20 protein-coding genes and 1 riboswitch are annotated in these 23,081 nt (G+C 40.8%); of the genes, 7 read left to right on the top strand and 13 right to left on the bottom strand.

The genetic code is table 11. The features are described 5' to 3' along the window. The first annotated feature begins 2 nt into the window (after window positions 1-2). Genes ACLPIE_RS10905 through ACLPIE_RS10895 form a run of 3 tightly spaced genes read left to right on the top strand, consistent with a single transcriptional unit; the run spans window position 3 to window position 3,994 of the window. Entirely contained in the window at window positions 3-1,742 is a 1,740-nt protein-coding gene (locus ACLPIE_RS10905) for an ATP-binding cassette domain-containing protein (protein ID WP_430261647.1), read from the top strand. After that, a complete protein-coding gene (locus tag ACLPIE_RS10900) occupies window positions 1,739-2,878 on the top strand; it encodes an ABC transporter permease (protein ID WP_430261646.1) in 1,140 nt (379 codons plus the stop codon). Before ACLPIE_RS10905 ends, ACLPIE_RS10900 begins: the two co-directional genes overlap by 4 nt. Window positions 2,879-2,887: 9 nt before the next feature. Continuing rightward, window positions 2,888-3,994: an ABC transporter permease gene (locus ACLPIE_RS10895; RefSeq protein WP_430261645.1), complete on the top strand. Its 1,107-nt coding sequence runs from the start codon at window positions 2,888-2,890 to the stop codon at window positions 3,992-3,994. Between the two features lie 174 nt (window positions 3,995-4,168). On the opposite strand, the gene ACLPIE_RS10890 is transcribed toward ACLPIE_RS10895, so the two are convergent. The 8 genes from ACLPIE_RS10890 to ACLPIE_RS10855 all read right to left on the bottom strand — a co-directional run bounded on the left by ACLPIE_RS10890 (window position 4,169) and on the right by ACLPIE_RS10855 (window position 11,952). Beyond that, window positions 4,169-4,876, bottom strand: coding sequence for a Bax inhibitor-1/YccA family protein (locus ACLPIE_RS10890; protein WP_430261644.1), 708 nt, complete (start codon window positions 4,874-4,876; stop codon window positions 4,169-4,171). A gap of 134 nt (window positions 4,877-5,010) precedes the next feature. After that, entirely contained in the window at window positions 5,011-5,463 is a 453-nt protein-coding gene (moaE, locus tag ACLPIE_RS10885) for a molybdopterin synthase catalytic subunit MoaE (RefSeq protein WP_430261643.1), read from the bottom strand. 1 nt (window position 5,464) lies between these two features. Further along, a complete protein-coding gene (gene moaD / locus ACLPIE_RS10880) occupies window positions 5,465-5,710 on the bottom strand; it encodes a molybdopterin synthase sulfur carrier subunit (protein ID WP_430261642.1) in 246 nt (81 codons plus the stop codon). Next, window positions 5,710-6,186 carry a cyclic pyranopterin monophosphate synthase MoaC gene (moaC, locus tag ACLPIE_RS10875; RefSeq protein ID WP_430261641.1) on the bottom strand — a complete coding sequence of 159 codons (477 nt, stop codon included), beginning with the start codon at window positions 6,184-6,186 and terminating at the stop codon, window positions 5,710-5,712. Before moaC ends, moaD begins: the two co-directional genes overlap by 1 nt. 26 nt (window positions 6,187-6,212) lie before the next feature. Next, on the bottom strand, window positions 6,213-7,193 hold the full coding sequence (moaA, locus tag ACLPIE_RS10870; protein WP_430261640.1) for a GTP 3',8-cyclase MoaA: 981 nt from the start codon (window positions 7,191-7,193) through the stop codon (window positions 6,213-6,215). Then, a riboswitch (molybdenum cofactor riboswitch) is annotated at window positions 7,183-7,321 on the bottom strand. (Overlaps the previous gene by 11 nt.) 394 nt (window positions 7,322-7,715) lie before the next feature. Continuing rightward, complete coding sequence (locus ACLPIE_RS10865; RefSeq protein WP_430261639.1) at window positions 7,716-10,376, bottom strand: TonB-dependent hemoglobin/transferrin/lactoferrin family receptor; 2,661 nt, start codon at window positions 10,374-10,376, stop codon at window positions 7,716-7,718. 134 nt (window positions 10,377-10,510) lie between these two features. Next, on the bottom strand, window positions 10,511-11,455 hold the full coding sequence (locus ACLPIE_RS10860) for a FecR family protein (RefSeq protein WP_430261638.1): 945 nt from the start codon (window positions 11,453-11,455) through the stop codon (window positions 10,511-10,513). Next, on the bottom strand, window positions 11,455-11,952 hold the full coding sequence (locus tag ACLPIE_RS10855) for an RNA polymerase sigma factor (protein ID WP_430261637.1): 498 nt from the start codon (window positions 11,950-11,952) through the stop codon (window positions 11,455-11,457). The genes ACLPIE_RS10860 and ACLPIE_RS10855 overlap by 1 nt, the downstream gene beginning before the upstream one ends. A gap of 422 nt (window positions 11,953-12,374) precedes the next feature. On the opposite strand from ACLPIE_RS10855, the gene ACLPIE_RS10850 reads away from it, so the two are divergent. The 3 genes from ACLPIE_RS10850 (at window position 12,375) to glsA (ending at window position 15,361) form a co-directional block, all read left to right on the top strand. After that, window positions 12,375-13,283 (top strand): gluconeogenesis factor YvcK family protein, encoded by a 909-nt coding sequence (locus ACLPIE_RS10850; RefSeq protein ID WP_430261636.1) that lies wholly within the window; start codon window positions 12,375-12,377, stop codon window positions 13,281-13,283. A gap of 172 nt (window positions 13,284-13,455) precedes the next feature. Beyond that, a complete protein-coding gene (locus ACLPIE_RS10845; RefSeq protein WP_430261635.1) occupies window positions 13,456-14,388 on the top strand; it encodes an AEC family transporter in 933 nt (310 codons plus the stop codon). Between the two features lie 37 nt (window positions 14,389-14,425). Continuing rightward, window positions 14,426-15,361 (top strand): glutaminase A, encoded by a 936-nt coding sequence (gene glsA / locus ACLPIE_RS10840; RefSeq protein ID WP_430261634.1) that lies wholly within the window; start codon window positions 14,426-14,428, stop codon window positions 15,359-15,361. Between the two features lie 67 nt (window positions 15,362-15,428). On the opposite strand, the gene uvrB is transcribed toward glsA, so the two are convergent. The 5 genes from uvrB to bioB all read right to left on the bottom strand — a co-directional run bounded on the left by uvrB (window position 15,429) and on the right by bioB (window position 21,708). Further along, the gene (gene uvrB / locus ACLPIE_RS10835; RefSeq protein ID WP_430261633.1) at window positions 15,429-17,447 is read right to left on the bottom strand and encodes an excinuclease ABC subunit UvrB; all 2,019 of its coding nucleotides are present in this window, start codon (window positions 17,445-17,447) and stop codon (window positions 15,429-15,431) included. Window positions 17,448-18,077: 630 nt separating this feature from the next. Next, window positions 18,078-18,758 (bottom strand): dethiobiotin synthase, encoded by a 681-nt coding sequence (gene bioD / locus ACLPIE_RS10830; RefSeq protein ID WP_430261632.1) that lies wholly within the window; start codon window positions 18,756-18,758, stop codon window positions 18,078-18,080. Next, window positions 18,751-19,536, bottom strand: coding sequence for a malonyl-ACP O-methyltransferase BioC (gene bioC / locus ACLPIE_RS10825; protein WP_430261631.1), 786 nt, complete (start codon window positions 19,534-19,536; stop codon window positions 18,751-18,753). Before bioC ends, bioD begins: the two co-directional genes overlap by 8 nt. Further along, the gene (bioF, locus tag ACLPIE_RS10820) at window positions 19,514-20,671 is read right to left on the bottom strand and encodes an 8-amino-7-oxononanoate synthase (RefSeq protein ID WP_430261630.1); all 1,158 of its coding nucleotides are present in this window, start codon (window positions 20,669-20,671) and stop codon (window positions 19,514-19,516) included. The genes bioC and bioF overlap by 23 nt, the downstream gene beginning before the upstream one ends. Beyond that, the gene (gene bioB, locus ACLPIE_RS10815; protein WP_430261629.1) at window positions 20,671-21,708 is read right to left on the bottom strand and encodes a biotin synthase BioB; all 1,038 of its coding nucleotides are present in this window, start codon (window positions 21,706-21,708) and stop codon (window positions 20,671-20,673) included. Before bioB ends, bioF begins: the two co-directional genes overlap by 1 nt. Window positions 21,709-21,800: 92 nt before the next feature. On the opposite strand from bioB, the gene bioA reads away from it, so the two are divergent. Beyond that, complete coding sequence (gene bioA, locus ACLPIE_RS10810; protein ID WP_430261628.1) at window positions 21,801-23,081, top strand: adenosylmethionine--8-amino-7-oxononanoate transaminase; 1,281 nt, start codon at window positions 21,801-21,803, stop codon at window positions 23,079-23,081.

The raw sequence follows: 23,081 nt of genomic DNA, 5'->3' as shown, positions 1-23,081 counted from the left end.
TCATGACTGATGATTACAGCATTCGCTTACTCAATGTCGAAAAAACCTTTGTGGGTCTTGAAGCACCAGCAGTTGAAAGCTTAACAATTGATATACACGGTGGTTCAGTCACCGGACTCGTTGGTCCAGACGGGGCAGGTAAAACGACTTTAATGCGCATGTTAGCAGGATTACTAAAGCCAGACTCTGGTGACATTCGTGTTATGGGGCTTGACCCCTTTGTAGATAGTGTAGCCATGCGAGCCGATCTCGGTTATATGCCACAGAAATTTGGCCTATATGAGGATTTAACCGTCCAAGAAAACTTGGATTTATATGCCGATTTACGAGGTGTTCTTGGGGAAGAACGAAAAGCCACTTACCAACAGTTGCTGTCTTTTACCAGCCTAGCCCCTTTCACTGATAGGCTTGCAGGCAAACTGTCTGGTGGGATGAAACAAAAGCTTGGTTTAGCCTGTACATTGTTGGGCAAACCTAAAGTTTTGTTATTGGATGAGCCTGGTGTTGGCGTTGACCCCATCGCTCGACGCGAGTTATGGCAAATGGTGCATACTCTTGCGGATGACGGGATGCTAATCCTGTGGAGTACCTCATATTTAGATGAAGCCCAACAATGCCAGAATGTCTTGCTGTTAAACAAGGGAAAGCAGCTTTATTCAGGAAAACCTGAGTTGTTAACGCAAAAAATGGCTGGGCGCTCTTATTTGCTTGATGTTCCTGCAACACAAAAACGTACTATTCTACAAAATGCGTTAGTATTACCAGAAACCACTGATGGTGTTATTCAAGGGCGCTACATCCGACTAATTTTAAAGCCTAATGCATCCCATGAGAATTTACTCAATGCACTTGGAATGAGTGGAAAGACACTGATTGCCGCACAACCTCGTTTTGAAGATGCCTTTATTGATTTACTGGGGGGGGGCCCTTCTCACCGTTCTGAATTAGCGGCTATCGTGCCACAAATTCCCCCTAATCCACAGGAAACGGTAATAGAAGCCCGTGATTTAACTAAAAAATTCGGCTCGTTCGCAGCCACTGATACAGTCAATTTTCAAGTAAAACGTGGAGAAATATTTGGGTTACTAGGACCTAATGGTGCAGGTAAATCGACAACCTTTAAGATGATGTGTGCCTTGATGAAACCAACCTCTGGGCAAGCATTAGTACTTGGTATGGATTTGAACACTAGCTCAAATAAAGTTAGACAGCAACTTGGCTACATGGCACAAAAGTTTTCACTGTATGGTAATTTAAAAGTAGGACAAAACTTGAAGTTTTTTTCTGGTGTATATGGCCTACACCACAAAAAACAAACCACCAAAATTCAAGAAATGATTGATGCATTTAATTTCACCCCCATTATCAATCAAGTTACTGAATCTCTCCCTTTAGGCTATAAACAACGTTTAGCTCTCGCCTGCTCATTAATGCATGAGCCGGATATTTTATTTTTAGATGAGCCAACGTCAGGTGTCGATCCATTAACTCGTAGAGAATTTTGGTTACATATCAATGGAATGGTTGATAAAGGCGTCACTGTCATGGTCACTACTCACTTTATGGATGAAGCTGAATATTGTGACCGAATCGGGCTTGTTTATCATGGAAAAATCATTGCCGCAGGCACGCCCGATGAACTGAAGCAGCAAGTTGTCACTGATGAAAACCCCGATCCTTCCATGGAAGATGCATTTATTGGCTTGATCATGAATTACGATAATCAACAGGAGGCACGATGACTCATTCCGCTTCCCCTTTTTCATGGCGTAGGCTTAAGGCTCTGTGCTGGAAAGAGAGTAAACAAATTGTTCGTGACCCTAGCAGTGCCTTAATCGCCGTTGTCATCCCTTTGATGCTATTATTTATTTTTGGCTATGGTATTAATTTAGATTCCAGTAAATTACGAGTCGGCATTTTACTTGAACAACAAACTCCCCAAGCTCGTGAATTAGTCGATACTTTCACAGGCTCCCCATTTATCGATGCCACAATAAGTAACAATAGAAATTTGTTAGTCAATAAAATGCAAGCAGGGGAAATCCGCGGTATTGTCGTCATCCCTGTCGATTTTTCATCACAGCTACTGCAACCGCAAGGACATGCCGCGATCCAAGTCATTACTGATGGCAGTGAGCCCAATACCGCCAACTTCGTGCAAGCCTACACTAAAGGTATTTGGCAAACATGGCAGTTACAACAAGGCGAAAATAGTGGTGAACAGGCAACACCTTTGATTGAGTTAGAAATGCGCTATTGGTTTAATGAAGCGGCAATTAGTCAGCATTTTATTATTCCAGGAGCTATCAGTATCATTATTACGGTTGTCGGGGCAATTTTAACGTCCTTGGTGGTAGCAAGAGAATGGGAGCGCGGCACAATGGAAGCGCTGCTTTCAACACAAGTGACTAAAGCTGAATTATTACTTTCAAAATTATTGCCTTATCAAGTGCTTGGTTCATTTGTCATGGTATTATGTATGTTGGTCACGACATTCGTGTTAGAAGTCCCCTACCGTGGCTCTTTGCTTGTATTATTTGTTATTACCAGCCTTTATCTAGCAACCGCATTAGGTATGGGATTACTCATTTCAACGATCACACGCAATCAGTTCAATGCGGCGATGATTGCACTAAATGCAGCTTTTTTACCCGCTATTATGCTGTCAGGTTTTATTTTTGAAATTGATAGCATGCCAGCAATCATTCAGGTGGTAACCTATTTTATCCCTGCTCGTTATTTTGTCAGTAGCTTACAAACGTTATTTCTTGCGGGAGATATCTATCTGCTGTTACTAACCGACTTTCTCTTGTTGGTGGCATCAGCCATTTTATTTATTGGCTTGACGGCATTGAAAACCCGCCGTCGCTTGGATTGAGGTGTCATTATGTTTTATCGCTTATACACCTTAATAATGAAAGAATTACAATCATTGCTACAAGAACCACAAACACGCATTATTTTAATTTTACCTGTCATTTTTCAAATGATTTTATTTCCTTTGGCGGCCACGCTGGAAGTGACTAACACGACGATTGCCGTTTTTGACCAAGACAATGGTAAACACTCGATAGAATTGACCCAACGACTTGCCAAAGCGAGTGCTTTTTCTCATGTATTGCTAATTAAAAATGAACATGATATTCACCAAATAATTGATAACCGCAAAGCATTATTAGTGGTTCGTTTTAGCCAAAACTTTAGCGCTGATATCGACTCTCAGCATACCGCTAGCATGGAGTTGCTGCTTGATGGTCGTAATTCTAATAGTGCTCAAATTGCTGCAAACTATATTGAACAAATCGTTATGCAGTACCAACAAGAACTCACTCGCACGCGAATACGTCCCAATAATAGTGAATTGATTATCCGTAATTGGTATAACCCAAATTTAGATTATAAATGGTTTATCGTTCCATCATTAGTTGCCTTAATAACAACAATTGGCGTATTGATTGTCACCTCCTTATCTATCGCAAGGGAGCGTGAACAAGGGACGTTAGATCAATTACTTGTATCTCCATTAACGACTTGGCAGATATTTATTGGTAAAGCCGTGCCTGCCTTAATTGTTGCCACTGCACAAGCTAGCTTAGTGCTGGTCATCGGTATTTTTTGTTACCAGATCCCATTTGCTGGTTCGCTACTCCTGTTTTATGCCACCATGTTATTTTATGGCTTGTCACTCGTTGGCTTTGGGTTATTAATTTCAGCACTGTGCTCAACACAACAGCAAGCCTTTATTGGTGTATTCGTGTTTATGATGCCTGCGGTATTATTATCGGGTTATATTTCCCCTGTTGAAAACATGCCTGTTTGGTTACAACAAATTACGTGGATTAACCCTATCCGCCATTTCACCGAGATCACCAAGCAAATCTATTTAAAAAATGCCGATTTTTCAGTCATTTTCCATAGTTTGTGGCCATTACTGATTATTACCGTCCTAACTAGTTCTATTGCTTATTATTTATTTAGAAAGAAAATTGCCTGACCTGCTGAAGAAAATGAGCGAGTAGAAAGTAGAATACTTATTCTACTATTATCTAGTTAGTAATATTCAAATTATATTTTTCATTACTAATTATATGAAAAAACCCTTGCTACACAAAGTAACAAGGGTTTTAGATTCTATCTGCAATAATATTCAGCTAACTAATTAGTGATATTAGCGACGATCACCGAAGATACGCAGTAACATTAAGAATAGGTTAATGAAGTCTAAGTACAGGGACAGCGCACCCATAATTGAGTATTTACGCATTGTTTCTCTGTCATCTTCATCAATTTGAGAGCCCATTTCTTTGAGTTTTTGAGTATCATATGCTGTTAATGCAGCAAACAGCAGAACCCCACCGTAAGTGATCACCCAATACATCATGGTGCTTTGCAGCCAGATGTTGACTAATGAAGCCACAACGATACCAATCAGTGCCATAAACAGGAAGTTACCCATACCTGTTAAGCTACGTTTGGTTGTATAGCCATAGAAGCTCAAAGAACCAAACATCACTGCGGTGATAACGAAAGTACCTGCAACGGACTCACCCGTATAAGCAGCAAGGATCACGGAAATGGTTAATCCTGTTAGCAATGAATACAACATAAACATACCTGTTGCAGCCATTCCGCTAATTTTTTGTAATAGGAATGAAATCCCCATCACTAACCCTAATTCAGCGATAATCATCCCAAAAAAGAGAATTTTATTGGTCGCAATGGTGTAGTACAAACCACTGCTCACTGAATACCATGCTACAAATGCTGTCAGCAGTAGACCGACTGTCATCCAGCCGTATACCTGCGACATAAATGCCTGAACGCCAGTATTGGCCCTCTGGACAAGAGAATCATTACGTTGATCAAACTGACCCATGATGGCTACCCTTTTGCTAAAAGAAAAATCGACCCCAGTAAAATACCGTAATCGGACAAATTTAACCAAAGTCTAACACATTATTTTGACATTACCATTCAGCAAATTCGTATTTTTCGGAGAAAAATGGGCGATTACCAGCGGTTTGCAGAGACTTCGTCACTTTCTTTCGCCTCTACCCAACGCTCATTCTCAGGTAAGGTTTCTTTTTTCCAAAATGGTGCTTTGGTTTTCAAGTAATCCATAATAAATTCAGCGGCCTGAAAAGCCGCGTTACGATGGGCACTAGTCACTCCGACAAAGACAATTTCTTCGCCCGGTTGTAAAGTACCGATACGGTGGATCACACTAACACGCTGTAAGGGCCAGCGCCCCCGAGCCTCTACGACAATGTTAGCTAACGCTTTTTCAGTCATCCCTGGGTAGTGCTCAAGGGTTAATGCAGCCACAGTATCCCCTAAATTATGGTTACGCACTTTCCCTGTAAAAGTCACCACGGCACCATCGCTATCACATTGTGCAAGCCATTGATATTGTTCACCAACACTGAAATTATGTGTTTGTACGGCAATATGGGTATTTTCCATTCTATCCCCCTGTTACTGGCGGAAAAAATGCCACTTCATCACCATCAACAAGAGGATGGTCTAGTGAAACAAATGATTGATTAACTGCGGCTAGCAATTTTCCCTCTTCAAGGGCTAGTGCCCAGCGGTCACTTTGCTGTGAAAGAGCCTGACGCAGCTCTTCAACCTTTTGATAAGATTCTGCTATTTCTAATTTATCTGTACCGACTAGCTCACGCACTTGCGCAAAAAATAACACCGTAATCATTATTCCACCTTAAAATGTCCAGACTTACCGCCGGTTTTTTCTAATAAGCGAACAGGGCCAATCACCATGTCTTTTTGTACCGCTTTGCACATATCATAAATAGTAAGAGCAGCTACTGATGCAGCAGTTAATGCTTCCATTTCGACCCCAGTCTTTCCTGTTAATCGGCAACAGGTTTCAATACGCACTCGATGATGTTCTGGTTCGGCTTGAAGAGTGACTTCCACTTTAGTTAAGAGCAGTGGATGACATAATGGAATTAACTGCCAAGTATTTTTTGCGGCTTGGATACCCGCAATACGCGCGGTCGCAAACACATCCCCTTTATGATGGCTACCATCAACGATCATAGCCAATGTTTCGGGATTCATCGTTACATAAGCCTCGGCACGGGCTTCGCGGACAGTTTCAGCTTTAGCTGAAACATCAACCATATGCGCCTCGCCCGACGCATTAAGGTGAGTCAGTTGGGACATATTTTCTCCTGAAAAATCAAAAAAGATTAACCGCCAATCACGGATAAATTGGGTGTGATCCCGCTATCGCCCATATGTAAAAAATGAGTTTCTCGCTTATGGTGTAAGCCACGTTGTATACGGGCTTTTAGCGCTTCATTTTGGCCATCATCACCTAATAAATCACGCAGCGGAATGCCATTTTCACCAAATAGACATAAATGCAAATTTCCTAATGAGGAAACGCGTAGGCGGTTACAGCTTTGGCAAAAATCTTTTTCATATGGCATGATGAGCCCGATTTCGCCTTGGTAATCCGGGTGACTGAATACTTGAGCAGGGCCATCGCTTCGGGAACGAGGAAGCATGTACCAACCTTCGTCTATTAAGCGGTTACGTATCGTTTCACCAGAAACATGATAACGTTGAAAAATGTCACTGCCGTCGCCTGTTTCCATTAATTCAATAAAACGTAATTGAATCGGACGATGTTTGATCCAATTTAGGAATGACTTCAATGCAATATCATTGACATTTTTCATCAGCACTGAATTCACTTTGACTTTTTCAAAGCCAGCATCAAAAGCGGCATCAATACCTTTCATCACTTGGAAAAATTTGTCTTGCCCTGTGATCGCCGCAAATTGACGCGGATCGAGGCTATCAACACTTACGTTGATCGCATTCAGCCCAGCATCTTTCCACTCTTTTACATCTCTGGCCATGCGATAACCATTGGTTGTCACTGCGATTTTTTTGATCGAGGCATTTTCATGAATAGCGGCAATAATTTCACTGAAATCTTTGCGCATCGTTGGCTCACCACCCGTAATACGCACTTTTTCTGTACCTAATTGGGCAAATGCTGTACTGATACGACGAATTTCATCCAGTGTTAAAAATTCATGGCGACCGCTTGGCTTATAGCCATCGGGTAGGCAGTATGTGCAACGGAAGTTGCAAACATCTGTTATAGAAAGCCGAAGATAGTAAAATTTTCGGTCAAATTGATCGACAAGTTGCTGCATAATCACACCTTTCCAAATACGGGAGATGCAGACATTTCTATCTTGCACCCTGGTGACTCAAGGCCACGGCCAGTGCATCATATTTAAGTTATAAACTTAGACGCAAAGGCTAGGAGTTTTATTTGTCACAGAGCCGCTAATTTAATAACCAAAACAAGCCACTCTGTTCACTTAATTTATGTAAGGATTCTAGCTGATAGGAATGGAAAAAGCGAATCGCAATTCGATATATGCCATATTATACAGCGACTTACATAAATATAGACCATTTACTCCGAAACCATTATTATTACTGACAATTTTCTATTTATCGTCGTTAGAATGGATACAATTTCACACTAAATGATTAACATCTCTTATTATTTAATTAAACATTTATTGATGTAGATCTAAAATGGGGAGCAAGCTCCCCATCTAATTGTTTACGTTATAAATATTAATACTAAACGCTTATCTCAAATATCATTATATTTCATTAAAAACAACACCACTGCATAATGTATGATGCATAATGGGGGGCCTTTAAAAACGGTACTCTACCCCTCCAGACACTGTTCGCCCTCGACCTAACGTGTTGGAAAGACTTTCTCCATAGCTCACCACATAAGCACGGTTAGTTAGGTTTTCCACATTGCCACGAATAATTAAATTGTCAGTTAATGAATAACTTGCATATAAATCAATTAACGTATACTTAGGCCAATCAGCTAAATAAGGGTTGTTGCTCGGTGCTGAATAATCTTGGAACCCTGGAGTGAAACGTACCACAACGCCACCATCTAATTTTCGGTCAAAAGCACGACCGCCCAATGTGAATGAACCTCGATCACCCGGTAAGTTCGCTGCACTACTAAAAATGGCGCCACTGTCACAATTCACATAGTTATTTGACTCTTCGTTGGGCTCCATATACCAATTACCTGGACCAACTCCTTCGCCATATTTCAAGACTCCGCCAAGCCAAGCTCGGTTAGAACAGAATTTGTTTTTCCCTATCATGTGAGTGAAAGTTAAGTCTGCATAGACAAAACCTGCATCATAATTGAGCTGGTATTCAAAACCTCTAAACCGCGTTGCGACTAAATTATTGCTATACGCCGCATTACCAATACTGGGACTGACCATTCCAGGTTTAGTTCTATCAATCGCAAGATTGATATAGTTATCCACTTTTGTGTCAAAATAGGCCACTTTCGCGACAAATCGGTCTTCTTCTAATATTAATTGTGGATAATTAATATTCATACCCACTTCCCACGCATTTGAGCGCTCAGGCTTTAAATACGGGTTAGGAAATTGTGTGGAGGAACTGTGGGCGCTACCTGTTGTTAATGTTTCAGTGATAGCGGGTGGTCGCCAAGAACGACCGTAACTCGTAAAGAACTCCATCCACTCAACACCGGGACGAATAGCCAAACGCGCGTTAGGCGAGAATGCCCCCTCCGAGCTATCTACATTCCAGTATTCAGTCGTGATCACAGCCTGACATTCACGCAGTCGCTTCGCGGTACATGGGTTGTCCTTAGTAAACGGAAAATTAGCATACTTCATGCTCGTTTGGCCTTTGAGGTTGTAATAGTCATAACGCATTCCTCCCTCTAATGTCAGCCAATCATCATATTCATAGGTTAAATTGGTGAATAATGAGCTCAGTGTCCGTTTACCATCAGGAGTGACACCACTTGCAGCTTCTCGGGTTGAACTGCTACTTGCTTTATCTTGGAATGTCTCAAAACCATAATGGGCTTTTAATACATTACGATGGTTGAATTCAATTTCTGAATGATTCTCGAGTTGTAAACCTTGGGTTTTTACGCGTGTATCCATTTGGTAGCCATTGTTATATATCTGGCTAGTGGAATAAGTTTGTGTATCATCTTTAGTATCAACAAAATACACTTTTCCTTTAAACTCAGTACTCCACGGGCTATCACTAAATCGGGTATAGTCAATAGAATAATTTTGCGTTTTCACATCACTAAAGCCACTACTTTTCCACCCCAATTTGTAAGGCCATGTGCCACTTAAATTGGTTAATGTTCCTGCATTTGGTGTCGCAACTTTAGTTTCTAAGTAGTTAAATTGTAATCGTTGTGAGTCACTGATATTCCAACCAGCCTTTGCTAGATAAGAGGTCATTTGGTAATTGCTATCGTTGATACGGGTGTGTTTTAAATCACGTACCAGTTCATTGTAGTGCCCTGCACCATTATTGACTCGTATATCACCAATTTTCCCATGCGTTCCGGGCTTATAATCCCCAAGGCGACGCTCACTCGCCGCAAATAATACATCCCCTTTTTCATTCCCTAACGCTAGCACACTACTACCAATAAAGTGCGTGTTATTTGACCCCGTGCTGGCATGTAATTTTCCACCAAAGGTTTTATCTTTCGATAAAAAATTCGAGGCATTTACTGTGTTAAAAGTTGCAACCCCGCCTAGTGTCCCAGCGCTTCCGATCCCACTACTGTTGCCTTTTTGTATTTCCACTCCAGTCAGCAGTTCTGAGTCGATATACATCGAACCATTACGTTGCCCGTGACCACTTTTTTGGAAGTTTTGCCGCATCCCGTCAATGTTCATATTAACCCGACCATAATCTTGGATACCACGAATATTAACGGATAGTGAAGGGTCCTGCTGGCTAACGCTGGAATACACCCCTGTTGTTAGTTCTAATAAGTCTGCAATGTGCTTTGGCGGTCTATCTTCGATTTGTTTTTTGCTGATCACGCTAATTGAGGATGGTGTATGATAAACCCAATCCCCTTGCTGAACTTGACTGGCTGTCACCGTAATATTATCAAGTGTGATAACTGGATCACTTTCAGATATTCGCTGAATAATAATGCGGTTATTCTGTAGCTGATATTTCACTGGGTTTGAGCCTATCAAACGCTGTAATCCATCTTGCAATGTGAAATAACCTTTTAGGCCTTGGCTGGTCAATCCATTAATTTCTTGGCTATTAATAATAATTTCAACTTTTGCTTGTTGAGCAAAATGCAATAATGCATTTTCCAAAGAGCCCGCAGCAACTGAGAAGGCAGTATCCTGTTTTACTGAAGCAACAGGCTGATTTGCCTGCGCAGAACTAAATGGCGTCAGTACTGGTAGAGCGAATAATGCAAGGTGAACGCAAAGTGTTGCTTTTTTATAGTGGTGCTTTTTTTGAGTCATTTCCCATCCCTAAAATGATAATGGTAATAAAAATCATAATCACTTAGGTTAAAGACGTTGAGATTAGAAAAACCCGTAAATAATTTTTTAAAAAAATTATCTCTTTTTGTTTAAATTACATTAATGTTTATTTATCAAAATATTAACGTGACGAAAGGAACCTCATAAACTGATAGCCCCTGAGTCGACGCTAAATGTGCTATACCACTTTCTAATGTACTGATTTGCAAAACCCCACTAGTGCGATGAGTTTTTTTGTCTGACAGTAAGATGATTTGCTTTTGGCGATAACGATTAACTTCAGCTATGATTTCAGGTAACGTACGTTGATGGAAAATAATTTGCCCTTCACGCCAAGCGACTGAGTGAGTGTCTTTCAGGGGAATGACGGGTAAAATCGTAGTCTGATATTGAGCGAAATCCCCTGCCCCTACCACCAGTTCTTGCCCTGACAACAATGATACTTTCACGCTATGTTGATATACGCTGACATCCACTATGTCATTCTCATTATCAATAGCAAATTCAGTGCCTAATGCTTGAGTAATGCCATTTTTTGCCATGACTTGAAATGGTCGTGGCTCATTCGTTGTTTTCGGTGCGACGGTAAAATAAGCTCGCCCTTGCAATAAATTAACTTGTCGATACTCTTGGTTAAAGACCAGCTGTAATTTAGCGCCACTATCAAGGTCAACTTTACTCCCATCAGGTAAGGTAATATGTTGTATTTCGCCGACTTTTGCTTGGTAATCTATTTGCTCAGTTTGTTGATACTGCCAAACAGAAATCACTATCCCCCCTATGAATACACTTGCCGCTAAGGATAGGCTTATAGGAGAATGGAATCGTTTTTTCTCAACACTATTTTTAACCTGAAGCTGTTTTTTTGTCGGTTCGGCAGCAGTTAGTGCCCACAACTGCTTTGCACGGTAATAAGCCGCTGCATGTTTATCTGATTGATTAACCCAACACTGAAATTCTTCGTGTTCCTTCGCATCAAGCTCCCGATGTGACGTTTTAATCGCCCACATGGCGGCCATGTTTTCTATTTCTGATGGAAGATCCGACAGTTTCATCATTAGTCCTTCCATTTGTGGATCAACATAGCCAATGCATTAGCTAAATGTTTTTCTACCGTACTGAGTGAAATATTCAATTGCTGTGCAACTTCCATTTGAGTGAGTCCTTCCTCACGATGTAAACGAAATATCTCCTGAGTTCTTGAGGGAAGTGCTTGGATGATTTGTTGAATTTGCTTTAACTGCTGGTCGCGGATTGCCACCGATTCTAAGCTTTTATCTCGAGATGGAATACCTTGCCACTGCTCATCACTAATAATTATTGATTGTTGCTTTTTTTGCTGACGAAAGTGGTCAATCATTAAGTTTTTTGCAACTCGATAGAGATAAGCATCAATATCCTGAATAGTTGAATGTGTCATAAATTCGGCCATACGAGTAAAACTTTCCTGCATTATATCCATGCTTAAACTATGGTCTTTGAGATACATGTTCAGATAGCGACATAGTGATGATGAATGGCGAGCAAACAAGCGCTGTAACTCAGGATCAGACATAGTGAGCCATAACACAAATAATGAAAATGAGAATTATTTACATAATATAGTGAATAATTCAAAATAGAAACCTTCTTGTGTATTTTTCCTGATCCGTCACGCTTTTATAGCCTATACCCGCCTTTATAAAACCAATTAGTGAGTTAAGTTTAAACTATATGAAATGTTCCCTTTAAGTACGGCTAATAAGCCATAAGTTAAGTCGTAACTGTTATCCAGATTTATCTGCTTTCCATATTTTTTATCATGGTTACTAAGATAACAGTGATGTTTTATGATAGATTAATGCCCAATTTATTTTAGATATCTTTTTTATAAATACGGCATAAATGCAAACTCCAGTACACCAGCCCCGTTATACTGTGTAACTTATTGGTTTATTAGAATTTTAGATGCCAAAAATTAATTGATATAGGAACACTATGCCGAATTGCAGTCTGGCGGATCTCCAACATGTTGTCGCTCTTGGTGGTGGGCATGGGTTGGGGCGCGTAATGTCTTCACTTTCCTCTTTAGGCTCGCGTTTAACTGGTATTGTTACCACAACCGATAACGGTGGTTCGACTGGTCGAATTCGTCGTGCTGAAGGTGGGATCGCTTGGGGAGATATGCGTAACTGCTTGAATCAATTAATTACTGAGCCTTCAATTGCTTCCGCTATGTTTGAATATCGTTTTAGTGGTAATGGTGAGCTTTCTGGCCATAATTTAGGTAATTTAATGTTAAAATCATTAGATCATCTAAGTGTCCGCCCTTTAGAAGCGATTAACTTAATCCGTAACATGCTGAAAGTTGATGCTCAGTTAATTCCCATGTCTGAATCCCCTGTTGATCTCATGGCTATTGATGAAATGGGTAATGAGATATATGGCGAGGTGAATGTGGATGCGCTTAACGAGATCCCCAAAGAGCTGTGTTTGTACCCAACGGTAAAAGCGACTCAAGAAGCATTGCAAGCCATTCATCAAGCTGATTTAGTCATCATTGGCCCCGGCAGTTTTTTTACGAGTTTAATGCCACTATTACTATTAAATGAAATTGCCGCAGCACTACGGGAATGCAAAGCACCGATGATTTATATTGGCAATCTCGCCAAAGAAATAGGCACCCCAGCCGCTAATCTTTCTTTACCTGAAAAATTGCAAATGATGGAGCATTATATTGGCTGTAAAAAAATTGATGCTTTGATCCTTGGGCCACGTACGCAAACACACAATATCAGTTCTGAGCGTAAAATTATTCAGCGTGTTCTCGAAGCCGATGATATCCCTTACCGTCACGATAGAAAACTCTTACTACAAGCTATAGAAGAAACTATTCGCTTACTGTAATTTCCACTCTAAACATTTAATTCGCCTTGTCCCAAAGGGGAATTAAATGTTATTGCTATAAATAACAGCAATAACATTTCATTTTTTCTATTAGTCATCTATATTAATAGTATATGATTTAAAATCATTAAGCATGAAATAAAAAACAACTGGTAAACATTGAGGGATTTCAATGCTAAATGACTATTCAAATATTTTAGTCCTTTTTTTGATAGTAGGATTAGGATTTTTTTTAGGTCAGTACAAATGGTTTAATGAAAATAGTAATAGTGCAATAACAAAGTTATTACTTAACATTACACTACCTATTACACTTATTTTATCGATAACTTCTGACTTTTCAAAAAAAGAATTCATAATGCTAGCACCTAATATTATACTTCCTTTTAGTACAATATTAATATTGATGCTAATTTCTTTTATAACAGCTATTATCATTAAAATCCCTAAAAATGACCGAGGGCTATTTATTGGCCTTTGTTCAATGAGTAGTACGGTATTTTTCGGAATACCGATCACATTGGCAGTTTATGGTTCTCATCTATTACCTTATGCATTAATGACTTATATAGCACAAACACTGATATACTGGACACTTGGCATTTACCTACTCAACAATGATAATAACTCAGAAAAATTCAATATCCTTAATGTAATTAAAAATATTTTCACACCACCACTCATTGCTTTTATTATCGGTGTTTTTTTACTATTAAATCAGATAGCAATACCTAGTTTTATAACATCATTATTTGATTATCTTAGTTCAATGACGTCCCCCATCGCGATGATAATTATTGGTTTCATTATTTATACGACAGGATTTAAAACACTAAAAATAAATCGTCCTATTATTTTTATTATCATATTTAGATTCATTGTCACTCCATTGACTGTTTTTCTAATTGGAAATTTATTAAACACACCATCTGAAATGATAAAAATAACAATATTAGTTTGCTCTTTACCCATTTCAAATACGACGGTAATACTTGCAAATAAATATAAAGCGGATGTCACTCTAGCAACACAGTCTCTTACATTTTCAATTCTTATCTATTTAATATATATACCATTTATTTTATATATTATTCACAAAGTGTGACTCTATTTAATAATCTATTTATTCAGGAATTATTTCTATGTTAGATTTGAAAAAAATAAAAAATGCAGTCGATAGTGCCTACCAAGAGTCTCTTGTCGAGAGTGGAGGTGCTAATGCAGACTACATCCCGTATTTAGCCCAAATTGATAATCAACTTTGTGGTCTATCCGTTATCACCACCCAAGGAGATATCATTTGTGTTGGAGATAGCCAATATCGCTTTGCTATTGAATCTATTTCTAAGGTGTGCACATTAGCATTAGCATTAGAAGACTTTGATGCACAGACTATCCAACAAAAATTAGGCGCGTCGGCGACAGGGCTACCATTTAATTCGGTCATGGCACTCGAATTACACGGCGATAAACCTTTATCACCGCTTGTCAATGCTGGCGCTATTTCTGCGACCAGTATCATTAAAGCTAAATCGAAAGAAGAGCGCTGGCAACGTATTTTAGCTATGCAGCGGAAATTAGCAGCCGCTGAAATCACACTTTCTGATGAATTAAATCAATCAGAACAAACGACAAATTTTCATAATCGTGGGATTGCATGGCTACTCTATGCCGCAGGCTATCTCTATTGTGATCCAATGGAAGCTTGTGATGTTTATACTCGTCAATGTTCGACACTCATCAATACTGTCGAATTGGCCACTCTAGGTGCAACGATTGCCTCTGGAGGCGTAAACCCAGTGACGAAAGAGCGTGTACTTCAACCAGAAAATTGCCCTCGAATACTGGCAGAGATGACAATGGAAGGTATGTATGACAGCTCCGGTGATTGGGCTTATAACGTTGGTCTTCCGAGTAAAAGTGGTGTTGGTGGGGGTCTACTAACAGTTATTCCAGGTAAAATGGCAATTGCTGCATTTTCTCCTCCGTTAGACCCCATAGGGAACAGTGTTAAAGGTCAAAAAATGATAGCGCGGCTCACACAAGAACTCGGCTACAACCTATATAAGTGTAGTTAATTACTTTATAAAATGTTCCCACCCTTAATAAGGTGGGAATGTGTAATATTATTTACTAAGTGAATATCTACGAATTCGTAATAAATTGAGAGCGTATCGTCTGTAACTCGTCTCTAACCCTTGCCGCAGCTTCAAATTCAAGATCTTGAGCGTGTTTATACATTTGAGCTTCAAGCTGGGAAATACGTTGCTCCAACTCTTTTGTTGACATTGATTGTACATCAACCAGAGTTTCATTTTTGATATTATCTTTAGTACGGCTTTTGCTCTTACCGCCCACTTTATGACCGATTTGCAGAATATCGCCCACTTTCTTATTCAGGCCTTGAGGAACAATGCCGTGTTCTTCGTTGAAAGCTATCTGTTTAGCGCGACGGCGCTCAGTCTCTGCAATTGCTTTTGCCATTGAGTTAGTAATTCTATCGCCATACAAAATGGCTTTACCATTCAAGTTACGAGCTGCACGCCCAATCGTCTGAATTAATGAACGTTCGGAGCGCAGGAAGCCTTCCTTATCCGCATCCAAAATTGCAACAAGGGACACTTCAGGCATATCGAGACCTTCTCTTAATAAGTTGATACCAACCAGCACATCAAACTCTCCAAGCCGTAAGTCCCGAATAATTTCGACGCGCTCAACGGTATCAATATCCGAGTGAAGATAGCGAACTCGTTCACCGTGCTCCTCAAGATACTCAGTTAAATCCTCAGCCATGCGTTTAGTCAACGTGGTGACCAATACTCGCTCATTTTTTTGGACACGAATACGGATTTCAGAAAGTAAATCATCAACTTGAGTTGTTACAGGACGAACCTCAATAATAGGGTCCAGCAAGCCAGTCGGCCTCACGACTTGCTCAATGACCTCATCACCCGATTTTTCTATTTCATAATTACCGGGCGTAGCGGAAACATAAATAGTCTGTGGCGCTAAGGCTTCAAATTCTTCAAAACGCATTGGCCGGTTGTCCAGTGCTGATGGCAAACGAAAACCATATTCCACCAAAGTTTCCTTCCGCGAACGATCCCCTTTATACATAGCGCCAATTTGTGGGATGGTGACATGGGATTCATCGACAACGAGTAAACCATCAGCAGGTAAGTAATCGAACAAGGTCGGAGGTGGCTCACCGGGTGCACGGCCAGATAAATAACGTGAGTAGTTTTCAATCCCCGAGCAATACCCAAGTTCGTTCATCATTTCTAGATCAAATTGTGTTCGCTGAGTGATCCGTTGCTCTTCAATAAGTTTATTATTTTCCAATAGAACTTTGCGCCTATCCGCGAGTTCAATTTTGATCTGCTCCATCGCCTCAAGAATACGTTCTCTTGGCGTAACATAGTGGGTTTTAGGATAGACAGTAAAGCGAGGAACTCTATGCTGTATTTGCCCCGTCAATGGATCGAACAATGAAAGGCGCTCAACTTCTTCATCGAATAATTCGACACGCAAAGCATATTCGTCAGACTCAGCAGGAAAGATATCAATCACCTCACCACGAACACGGAATGTGCCTCGAGTAAAAGCTTGGTCATTACGCGTATATTGTAGGTCAGCCAAACGACGTAAGATCGAACGTTGATCGATAATCATGCCATCGGTCAGGTGCAACATCATTTTTAAATAGCTATCTGGATCACCCAAACCGTATATGGCAGATACAGAAGCCACCACAATCACATCTCGGCGCTCAAGCAAGGCTTTGGTTGCAGATAACCGCATTTGTTCAATATGTTCATTAACAGAAGCATCTTTTTCAATAAAGGTATCTGAGCTTGGTACATAAGCTTCAGGTTGATAATAATCGTAGTAAGAAACGAAATACTCAACCGCATTCTCAGGAAAAAAGGATTTCATTTCACTATACAGCTGTGCCGCTAAGGTTTTATTATGCGCCATTAGCATTGTTGGACGGTTTTCTTTCGCGATAACATTAGCAATGGTGAATGTTTTCCCTGACCCTGTTACCCCAAGCAATGTCTGGTGAGCAAGTCCGTCTTCTAGCCCTTCCCTAAGTTTACGAATGGCTTCTGGTTGGTCCCCTCCTGGCTGGAACTCCGAATACAGCTTAAAATCCTTACTCATATTAACGCCCCTTAGCTAGTCTCTTACACTATGATACTGGATAAAAAACCAGCTTCAAGTACAGAGTTTAAATTTTCTATATTTCTCCGTTCTGGCATGTTGATAAAAATGTTATCCCCAAAAAAGTACTTGACCTTTACGAAACTTTATATTTTATGCTATTCGTTTTTTGTATCCTATCTCAAATCTAAATCGAAGGCTTGATTTTATATAACCATTTGTATTTTAATACAATTAACTTAAAGCCCAGAATCACATCAAATGAAGGCAAAGCCGCTTATCACCTAGCGTAGGGCTCGTTTTAAAACGTTAATACACAAGGTTATCCACAGAAATGGTGGATAACTCTTGAAGCCCTTATAACTCATGCATTCACGGGATATCCAAAATTTGTTAAACGAGAACTAAATGACATAAAGATGGCAGTTAGGTGAAAAAATTTTTACTTAGTAACCGTAACAAAAAAAAGATTTTATATTTTTTGCTTCGATCTTCGTGGTATTTCAACTGAAAAACTTGACAGAATCCCACCATGAAACATTAAAAAAGATCGAGGAAAGATTAACAAGCGTTGTTATGCCTTATCCATGAAGATATGAAAAACCGGTTTTATATTTTTAACGTTTTTAATCAATACGTTAACAAAGAAAGATCCAAATACTGCCCAAGTGGGGAGCTCATAGCGTTTTGTTGGTGCGGGATCATGCCTAAACAAGGCGCTTTAATCATTCGATATAATGTCTTCAGATATTGTTCTTGATAATTTCCAGCCTCTTCCACTTCATTAGCAATCCAACCAACAACGGATAACCCTGCACTTTGTATCGCTTCCATCGTCAATACGGCATGATTAATACAACCGAGTTTCACTCCAACCACTAAGATCACGGGTAACCTCTGCCAAACCACCCAGTCTGCATACGTTTTATCAACCGATAATGGGGTATACCAACCACCAGCCCCTTCCACTAATACCCAATCAGCTTGAGTTTGTAGCACTTTTAGCCCGTGATCCATAACTGAAAATTCAATAGGTTGCTGAAGTTTTTCACTTATAATGTGTGGCGATGTCGGCGCTTCAAAAACAATCGGGTTTATCACTTCATAAGGCAATTGCACGCTACTATTTGCTTGTAACGATAAGGCGTCACTATTTCTCAGTCCATCTTCAGTCATCTCACTCCCTGAAGCGACAGGTTTGTAGCCAATCGTTTTCATGCCTTGCAAGTTCGCCGCTTGTAATAATGCACAGCTAGCAACCGTTTTACCCACCTCAGTATCAGTTCCAGTTACGAAATATGTTTTAGTCACGGTAAAGTACTCCAAATACGGTCTGGTAAGTTAAAGGTAGGCCTCTTTCTGTCATTGGATAAGCCAAAGCCAATTGTTGCAAACGCTGCCGCGTCATTAACCCTGTTTTGCGCCCTGCGGTCAAATGGGTTGCTCCAATCCCTTTTAATGAATGAAGTAGCGCTGTGATATCCGAAAAATACAGCGTGTCTTCTTGTAAGGTGAGCTGATTTCGCCACATTCGACAGCAATCGTTCATCTGAGTAAAACTCACAAACGTATTCACATGAGGTGCGTCATCAAGCGCTTTCCAAGCTGTAGATAGCTCAGCTAATGAATGTTTGCCCAGCGTACTAAATACGATGATCCCACCGCGTTTCGTCACACGATAGAGTTCGCTTAATACACGCGCCATATCAGGGCACCATTGGATCGCTAAATTTGAAAAAACCACGTCAACACTCTGATCTTTCAGTGGAATAGCTTCCATATCTGCACATAGATAACAATCCGCAGCCGATTTTGCTTTCGCCTCATCTAACATTCCCACTGAAAGATCTAACGCTGTCACTTGGTAACCTTGCTGTGTTAATTTCTGGCTAAAGTACCCCGTGCCACAACCGGCATCTAAAACACGCAAAGGTGCAATACGTTGTTCTGCGGATAATGCGGCTGTAAGTTGCGTTAATAGCTGATTTCCCGTTGCTTGCTGGTAACGAGCGATAGTATCGTAATACCTAGCTGCACGGCTAAATGCAGCCGCAATTTTGTGCTTTTCACGACATCGCGACAAAGTCATGTAAAGCCTCCAGTAGTTGATCGATATCCTGACGTTGATGTGCGGCACTTAAGGTGATCCGCAAACGAGCACTTCCAGGTGGAACCGTCGGTGGACGGATCGCATGAACCCAGATCCCTTTACGGCGCAACAGATCGGCCAATCCTTGACTAGCTTGGTTATCGCCGACAATTAAAGGTTGAATTGCTGTCGTTGAGTTGGCCAATGTCATACCTGAAAATTGAGCATTATTTCTAAAATATTCAATATGTTGATTCAGAGTAGAGCGAGCTTGATCCGCTTGTTTGATTTGCGCAACGGCCTCAGATAGCGCCACCGCCTGTGCAGGCGGCATTGATGTGCTATAAATCAGATGACGAGCAGATTGCACTAGAAAATCTGCTGTCTGTTCATCACATAAGACCGCAGCTCCACTCAAGCCAAATGCTTTCCCAAATGTAACAATCAAAATTTGAGGGGTAACACCATTTTCAAAACAACTTCCACGCCCCTGGTCTCCCTTTACACCAATACCATGAGCATCATCCACCATTAACCACGCCTGCTGTTTGGTCGCAATTTCCTGTAAGTCTTTAAGTGGAGCGTTATCACCATCCATGCTAAATACGCCTTCACTAATAACCAGCGTTTTCCCTGATATGGGCTTTTGCATTAAATTCTCTAGGGATGAGGTATTGTTATGATGAAATCGGCGTAATTGAGCTCCTGAATGTATTGACGCTTCAATAATCGATGCATGGCTCAATTTGTCCGCTAAAATACGATCGTTCTGGGTCATTAATGCAGTGATCACGGCATGATTAGCAGCGAAGCCAGAAATAAACAATAAGGCTTTTGAATAACCCAACCACTGTGCAAGCTGAGTTTCAAGATCATAATGAGCCTTAGTGTAACCCGTGATATGGCCAGAGCCGCCACTGCCGACGCCATATTTTTCTGCACCACGTTGCCAAGCTGCCACCACTTTAGGATGATGAGTTAACCCTAAATAATCATTGGATGAGAAGTTAAGGTATTCTTTTCCTGCCAGATGTAGCGTTCGCCCATTTGCCCCGTCAATACACTGACGTTGACGCCAGATAGAGGCCTGCTTACGCAGCTCTATCTGGTTTTGTATAAATGATTGCCAACTCATTATACGGCAGCATTATAAAACTGAGGGTTATCTGCAGTTAGTAATGCTTCTGCTATTTGAGCCGCCTGCTGATTATCCCCTTCCTCAGTCTCAATACGTTCAGGATTAATGTTCAGTTTTTTAAACAATGCCAAGTCTTTGTTTTCATGTGGATTTGGTGTTGTCAGCAATTTACAACCGTAGAATACTGAATTCGCACCAGCCATAAAGCATAGTGCCTGAGTTTGTTCATTCATATATTCACGGCCCGCGGATAAGCGAACATAAGAGGCTGGCATCATAATGCGGGCAACAGCAATAGTACGAATGAAATCAAACGCATCAACGTCTTCATTATCCGCCATTGGTGTTCCTTCAACTTTCATTAACATATTGATAGGCACACTTTCAGGTGGTTTGGGTAAATTAGCAAGTTGGACTAACAATGCTGCGCGATCACTCACCTTTTCGCCTAATCCTAAAATCCCCCCTGAGCAGACTTTAATCCCTGCATCACGAACATTTTCTAGCGTATCTAAGCGATCTTGATAACTGCGGGTGGTAATAATATTGCCGTAATATTCAGGCGAGGTATCAAGATTATGATTATAATAATCGAGGCCTGCTTGCGCTAAACGCTGCGCTTGGGTGTTATCAATCATTCCCAAGGTCATACAGGTTTCCATGCCAAGCGACTTAACTTCTTTCACCATCATTTCCAAATAAGGCATATCACGCTCTTTTGGATTACGCCAAGCAGCCCCCATACAAAAACGTGTTGAACCTGCTTGTTTGGCTTTTTTTGCAGATTCAATAACTTGCTGAACTTCCATTAATTTTTCAGTTTCTAATCCTGTTTTATAGCGTGCACTTTGTGCACAGTATTTACAGTCTTCTGGGCAAGCCCCCGTTTTAATGGATAACAACGTACTCACTTGTACTTGTTGCGGGTCAAAATGTTGACGATGAATTTGTTGCGCCTGAAACAATAACTCAAAAAAAGGCATTGAAAACAGTTCATTAGCTTGTTTTATTGTCCACTGTTTTAATTGGCTCACGGAAACACTCCAGTTGAAAAAGTTGTTGCCAGTTTAAATATTGTGATTATCATGTCAACTAAAATGATCATGAAAAGTTGACGAAGATACGAATGAATAATATCGATATTGCTTTTGATGCCAAACATATTTGGCATCCCTATACCTCGATGAGCCAGCCAATTCCTGCCTATCCGATTGTTGAAGCACACGGGGCAGAACTGGTAATGGAGAATGGAGAACGATTAATTGATGGTATGTCTTCATGGTGGGCGGCTATTCATGGTTATAATCACCCGGTCCTCAACCAAGCGGTTACAAACCAGCTAAGCAAAATGTCCCATGTTATGTTTGGTGGTATCACCCACCCACCTGCGGTAAATTTATGCAAGCAACTGGTCGCTATCACCCCTGAGCCACTGGAATGTGTGTTTCTCGCTGACTCAGGCTCTGTTGCTGTGGAAGTTGCTCTGAAAATGGCTCTACAATATTGGCAAGCAAAAGGTGAAAAGCGTCAACGTATCCTAACATTACGTCATGGATATCATGGAGATACATTCGGTGCGATGGCGGTTTGCGACCCAGATAATTCCATGCATGGACTATACAAAGGTTACTTGCCACCTCACCTATTTGTCGACGCTCCGCAATGTGGCTTCAGTGATGAATGGGAAGCGGCTGATTTACAGCCACTTGAAACACAATTAGCGGAAAATAGTCATGAAATTGCTGCGATCATCCTTGAACCGATTGTCCAAGGTGCTGGTGGGATGCGTATATATCACCCCGAATATTTGCAAGGTGTACGCCGGTTATGTGACCACTATGGTTTGCTATTGATTGCCGATGAAATCGCCACTGGATTTGGACGAACTGGCAAATTGTTTGCTTGTCATCATGCCAATATATCACCGGATATTATGTGTTTAGGGAAAGCACTAACGGGTGGATATATGACTCTATCGGCCACACTCACCACTCGTCATGTTGCTGAAACCATTAGTAACGGTGAAGCAGGATGTTTTATGCATGGCCCTACTTTTATGGGTAACCCCCTTGCCTGTGCCGTCGCGGATGCCAGCTTGACCTTATTGCTCAATAGCCCTTGGCAAAAAACGATTGCCAGCATCGAACAACAACTTAAGGCCGAACTGATGCATTTGGCCTCTCACCCAAAGGTTGCAGATGTACGCGTTCTCGGTGCAATCGGCGTAATTGAAATGAAGCACCCCGTGAACACGGCAGCCTTGCAGAAAGTATTTGTAGAAAATGGCGTTTGGGTTCGCCCATTTGGCAAACTTATTTATGTGATGCCACCGTATATCATCACCCCAGAACAACTGAGCAAAGTAACTCATACGATGGCAAAAGTGTTGTACTCCTCAATTTGCTAA

This window comes from Providencia sp. Me31A (genome assembly GCF_050487165.1).
Classification (GTDB): domain Bacteria; phylum Pseudomonadota; class Gammaproteobacteria; order Enterobacterales; family Enterobacteriaceae; genus Providencia.
Note: the sequence above shows the minus strand (reverse complement) of the source record. Positions and strands in the feature narration are given on the sequence as shown.

Coding starts and splice junctions, on each gene's coding strand:
- ACLPIE_RS10905 (WP_430261647.1), top strand. CDS start 3: ATGACTGATGATTACAGCATTCGCTTACTCAATGTCGAAAAAACCTTT.
- ACLPIE_RS10900 (WP_430261646.1), top strand. CDS start 1,739: ATGACTCATTCCGCTTCCCCTTTTTCATGGCGTAGGCTTAAGGCTCTG.
- ACLPIE_RS10895 (WP_430261645.1), top strand. CDS start 2,888: ATGTTTTATCGCTTATACACCTTAATAATGAAAGAATTACAATCATTG.
- ACLPIE_RS10890 (WP_430261644.1), bottom strand. CDS start 4,876: ATGGGTCAGTTTGATCAACGTAATGATTCTCTTGTCCAGAGGGCCAAT.
- moaE (WP_430261643.1), bottom strand. CDS start 5,463: ATGGAAAATACCCATATTGCCGTACAAACACATAATTTCAGTGTTGGT.
- moaD (WP_430261642.1), bottom strand. CDS start 5,710: ATGATTACGGTGTTATTTTTTGCGCAAGTGCGTGAGCTAGTCGGTACA.
- moaC (WP_430261641.1), bottom strand. CDS start 6,186: ATGTCCCAACTGACTCACCTTAATGCGTCGGGCGAGGCGCATATGGTT.
- moaA (WP_430261640.1), bottom strand. CDS start 7,193: ATGCAGCAACTTGTCGATCAATTTGACCGAAAATTTTACTATCTTCGG.
- ACLPIE_RS10865 (WP_430261639.1), bottom strand. CDS start 10,376: ATGACTCAAAAAAAGCACCACTATAAAAAAGCAACACTTTGCGTTCAC.
- ACLPIE_RS10860 (WP_430261638.1), bottom strand. CDS start 11,455: ATGATGAAACTGTCGGATCTTCCATCAGAAATAGAAAACATGGCCGCC.
- ACLPIE_RS10855 (WP_430261637.1), bottom strand. CDS start 11,952: ATGTCTGATCCTGAGTTACAGCGCTTGTTTGCTCGCCATTCATCATCA.
- ACLPIE_RS10850 (WP_430261636.1), top strand. CDS start 12,375: ATGCCGAATTGCAGTCTGGCGGATCTCCAACATGTTGTCGCTCTTGGT.
- ACLPIE_RS10845 (WP_430261635.1), top strand. CDS start 13,456: ATGCTAAATGACTATTCAAATATTTTAGTCCTTTTTTTGATAGTAGGA.
- glsA (WP_430261634.1), top strand. CDS start 14,426: ATGTTAGATTTGAAAAAAATAAAAAATGCAGTCGATAGTGCCTACCAA.
- uvrB (WP_430261633.1), bottom strand. CDS start 17,447: ATGAGTAAGGATTTTAAGCTGTATTCGGAGTTCCAGCCAGGAGGGGAC.
- bioC (WP_430261631.1), bottom strand. CDS start 19,536: ATGACTTTGTCGCGATGTCGTGAAAAGCACAAAATTGCGGCTGCATTT.
- bioF (WP_430261630.1), bottom strand. CDS start 20,671: ATGAGTTGGCAATCATTTATACAAAACCAGATAGAGCTGCGTAAGCAG.
- bioA (WP_430261628.1), top strand. CDS start 21,801: ATGAATAATATCGATATTGCTTTTGATGCCAAACATATTTGGCATCCC.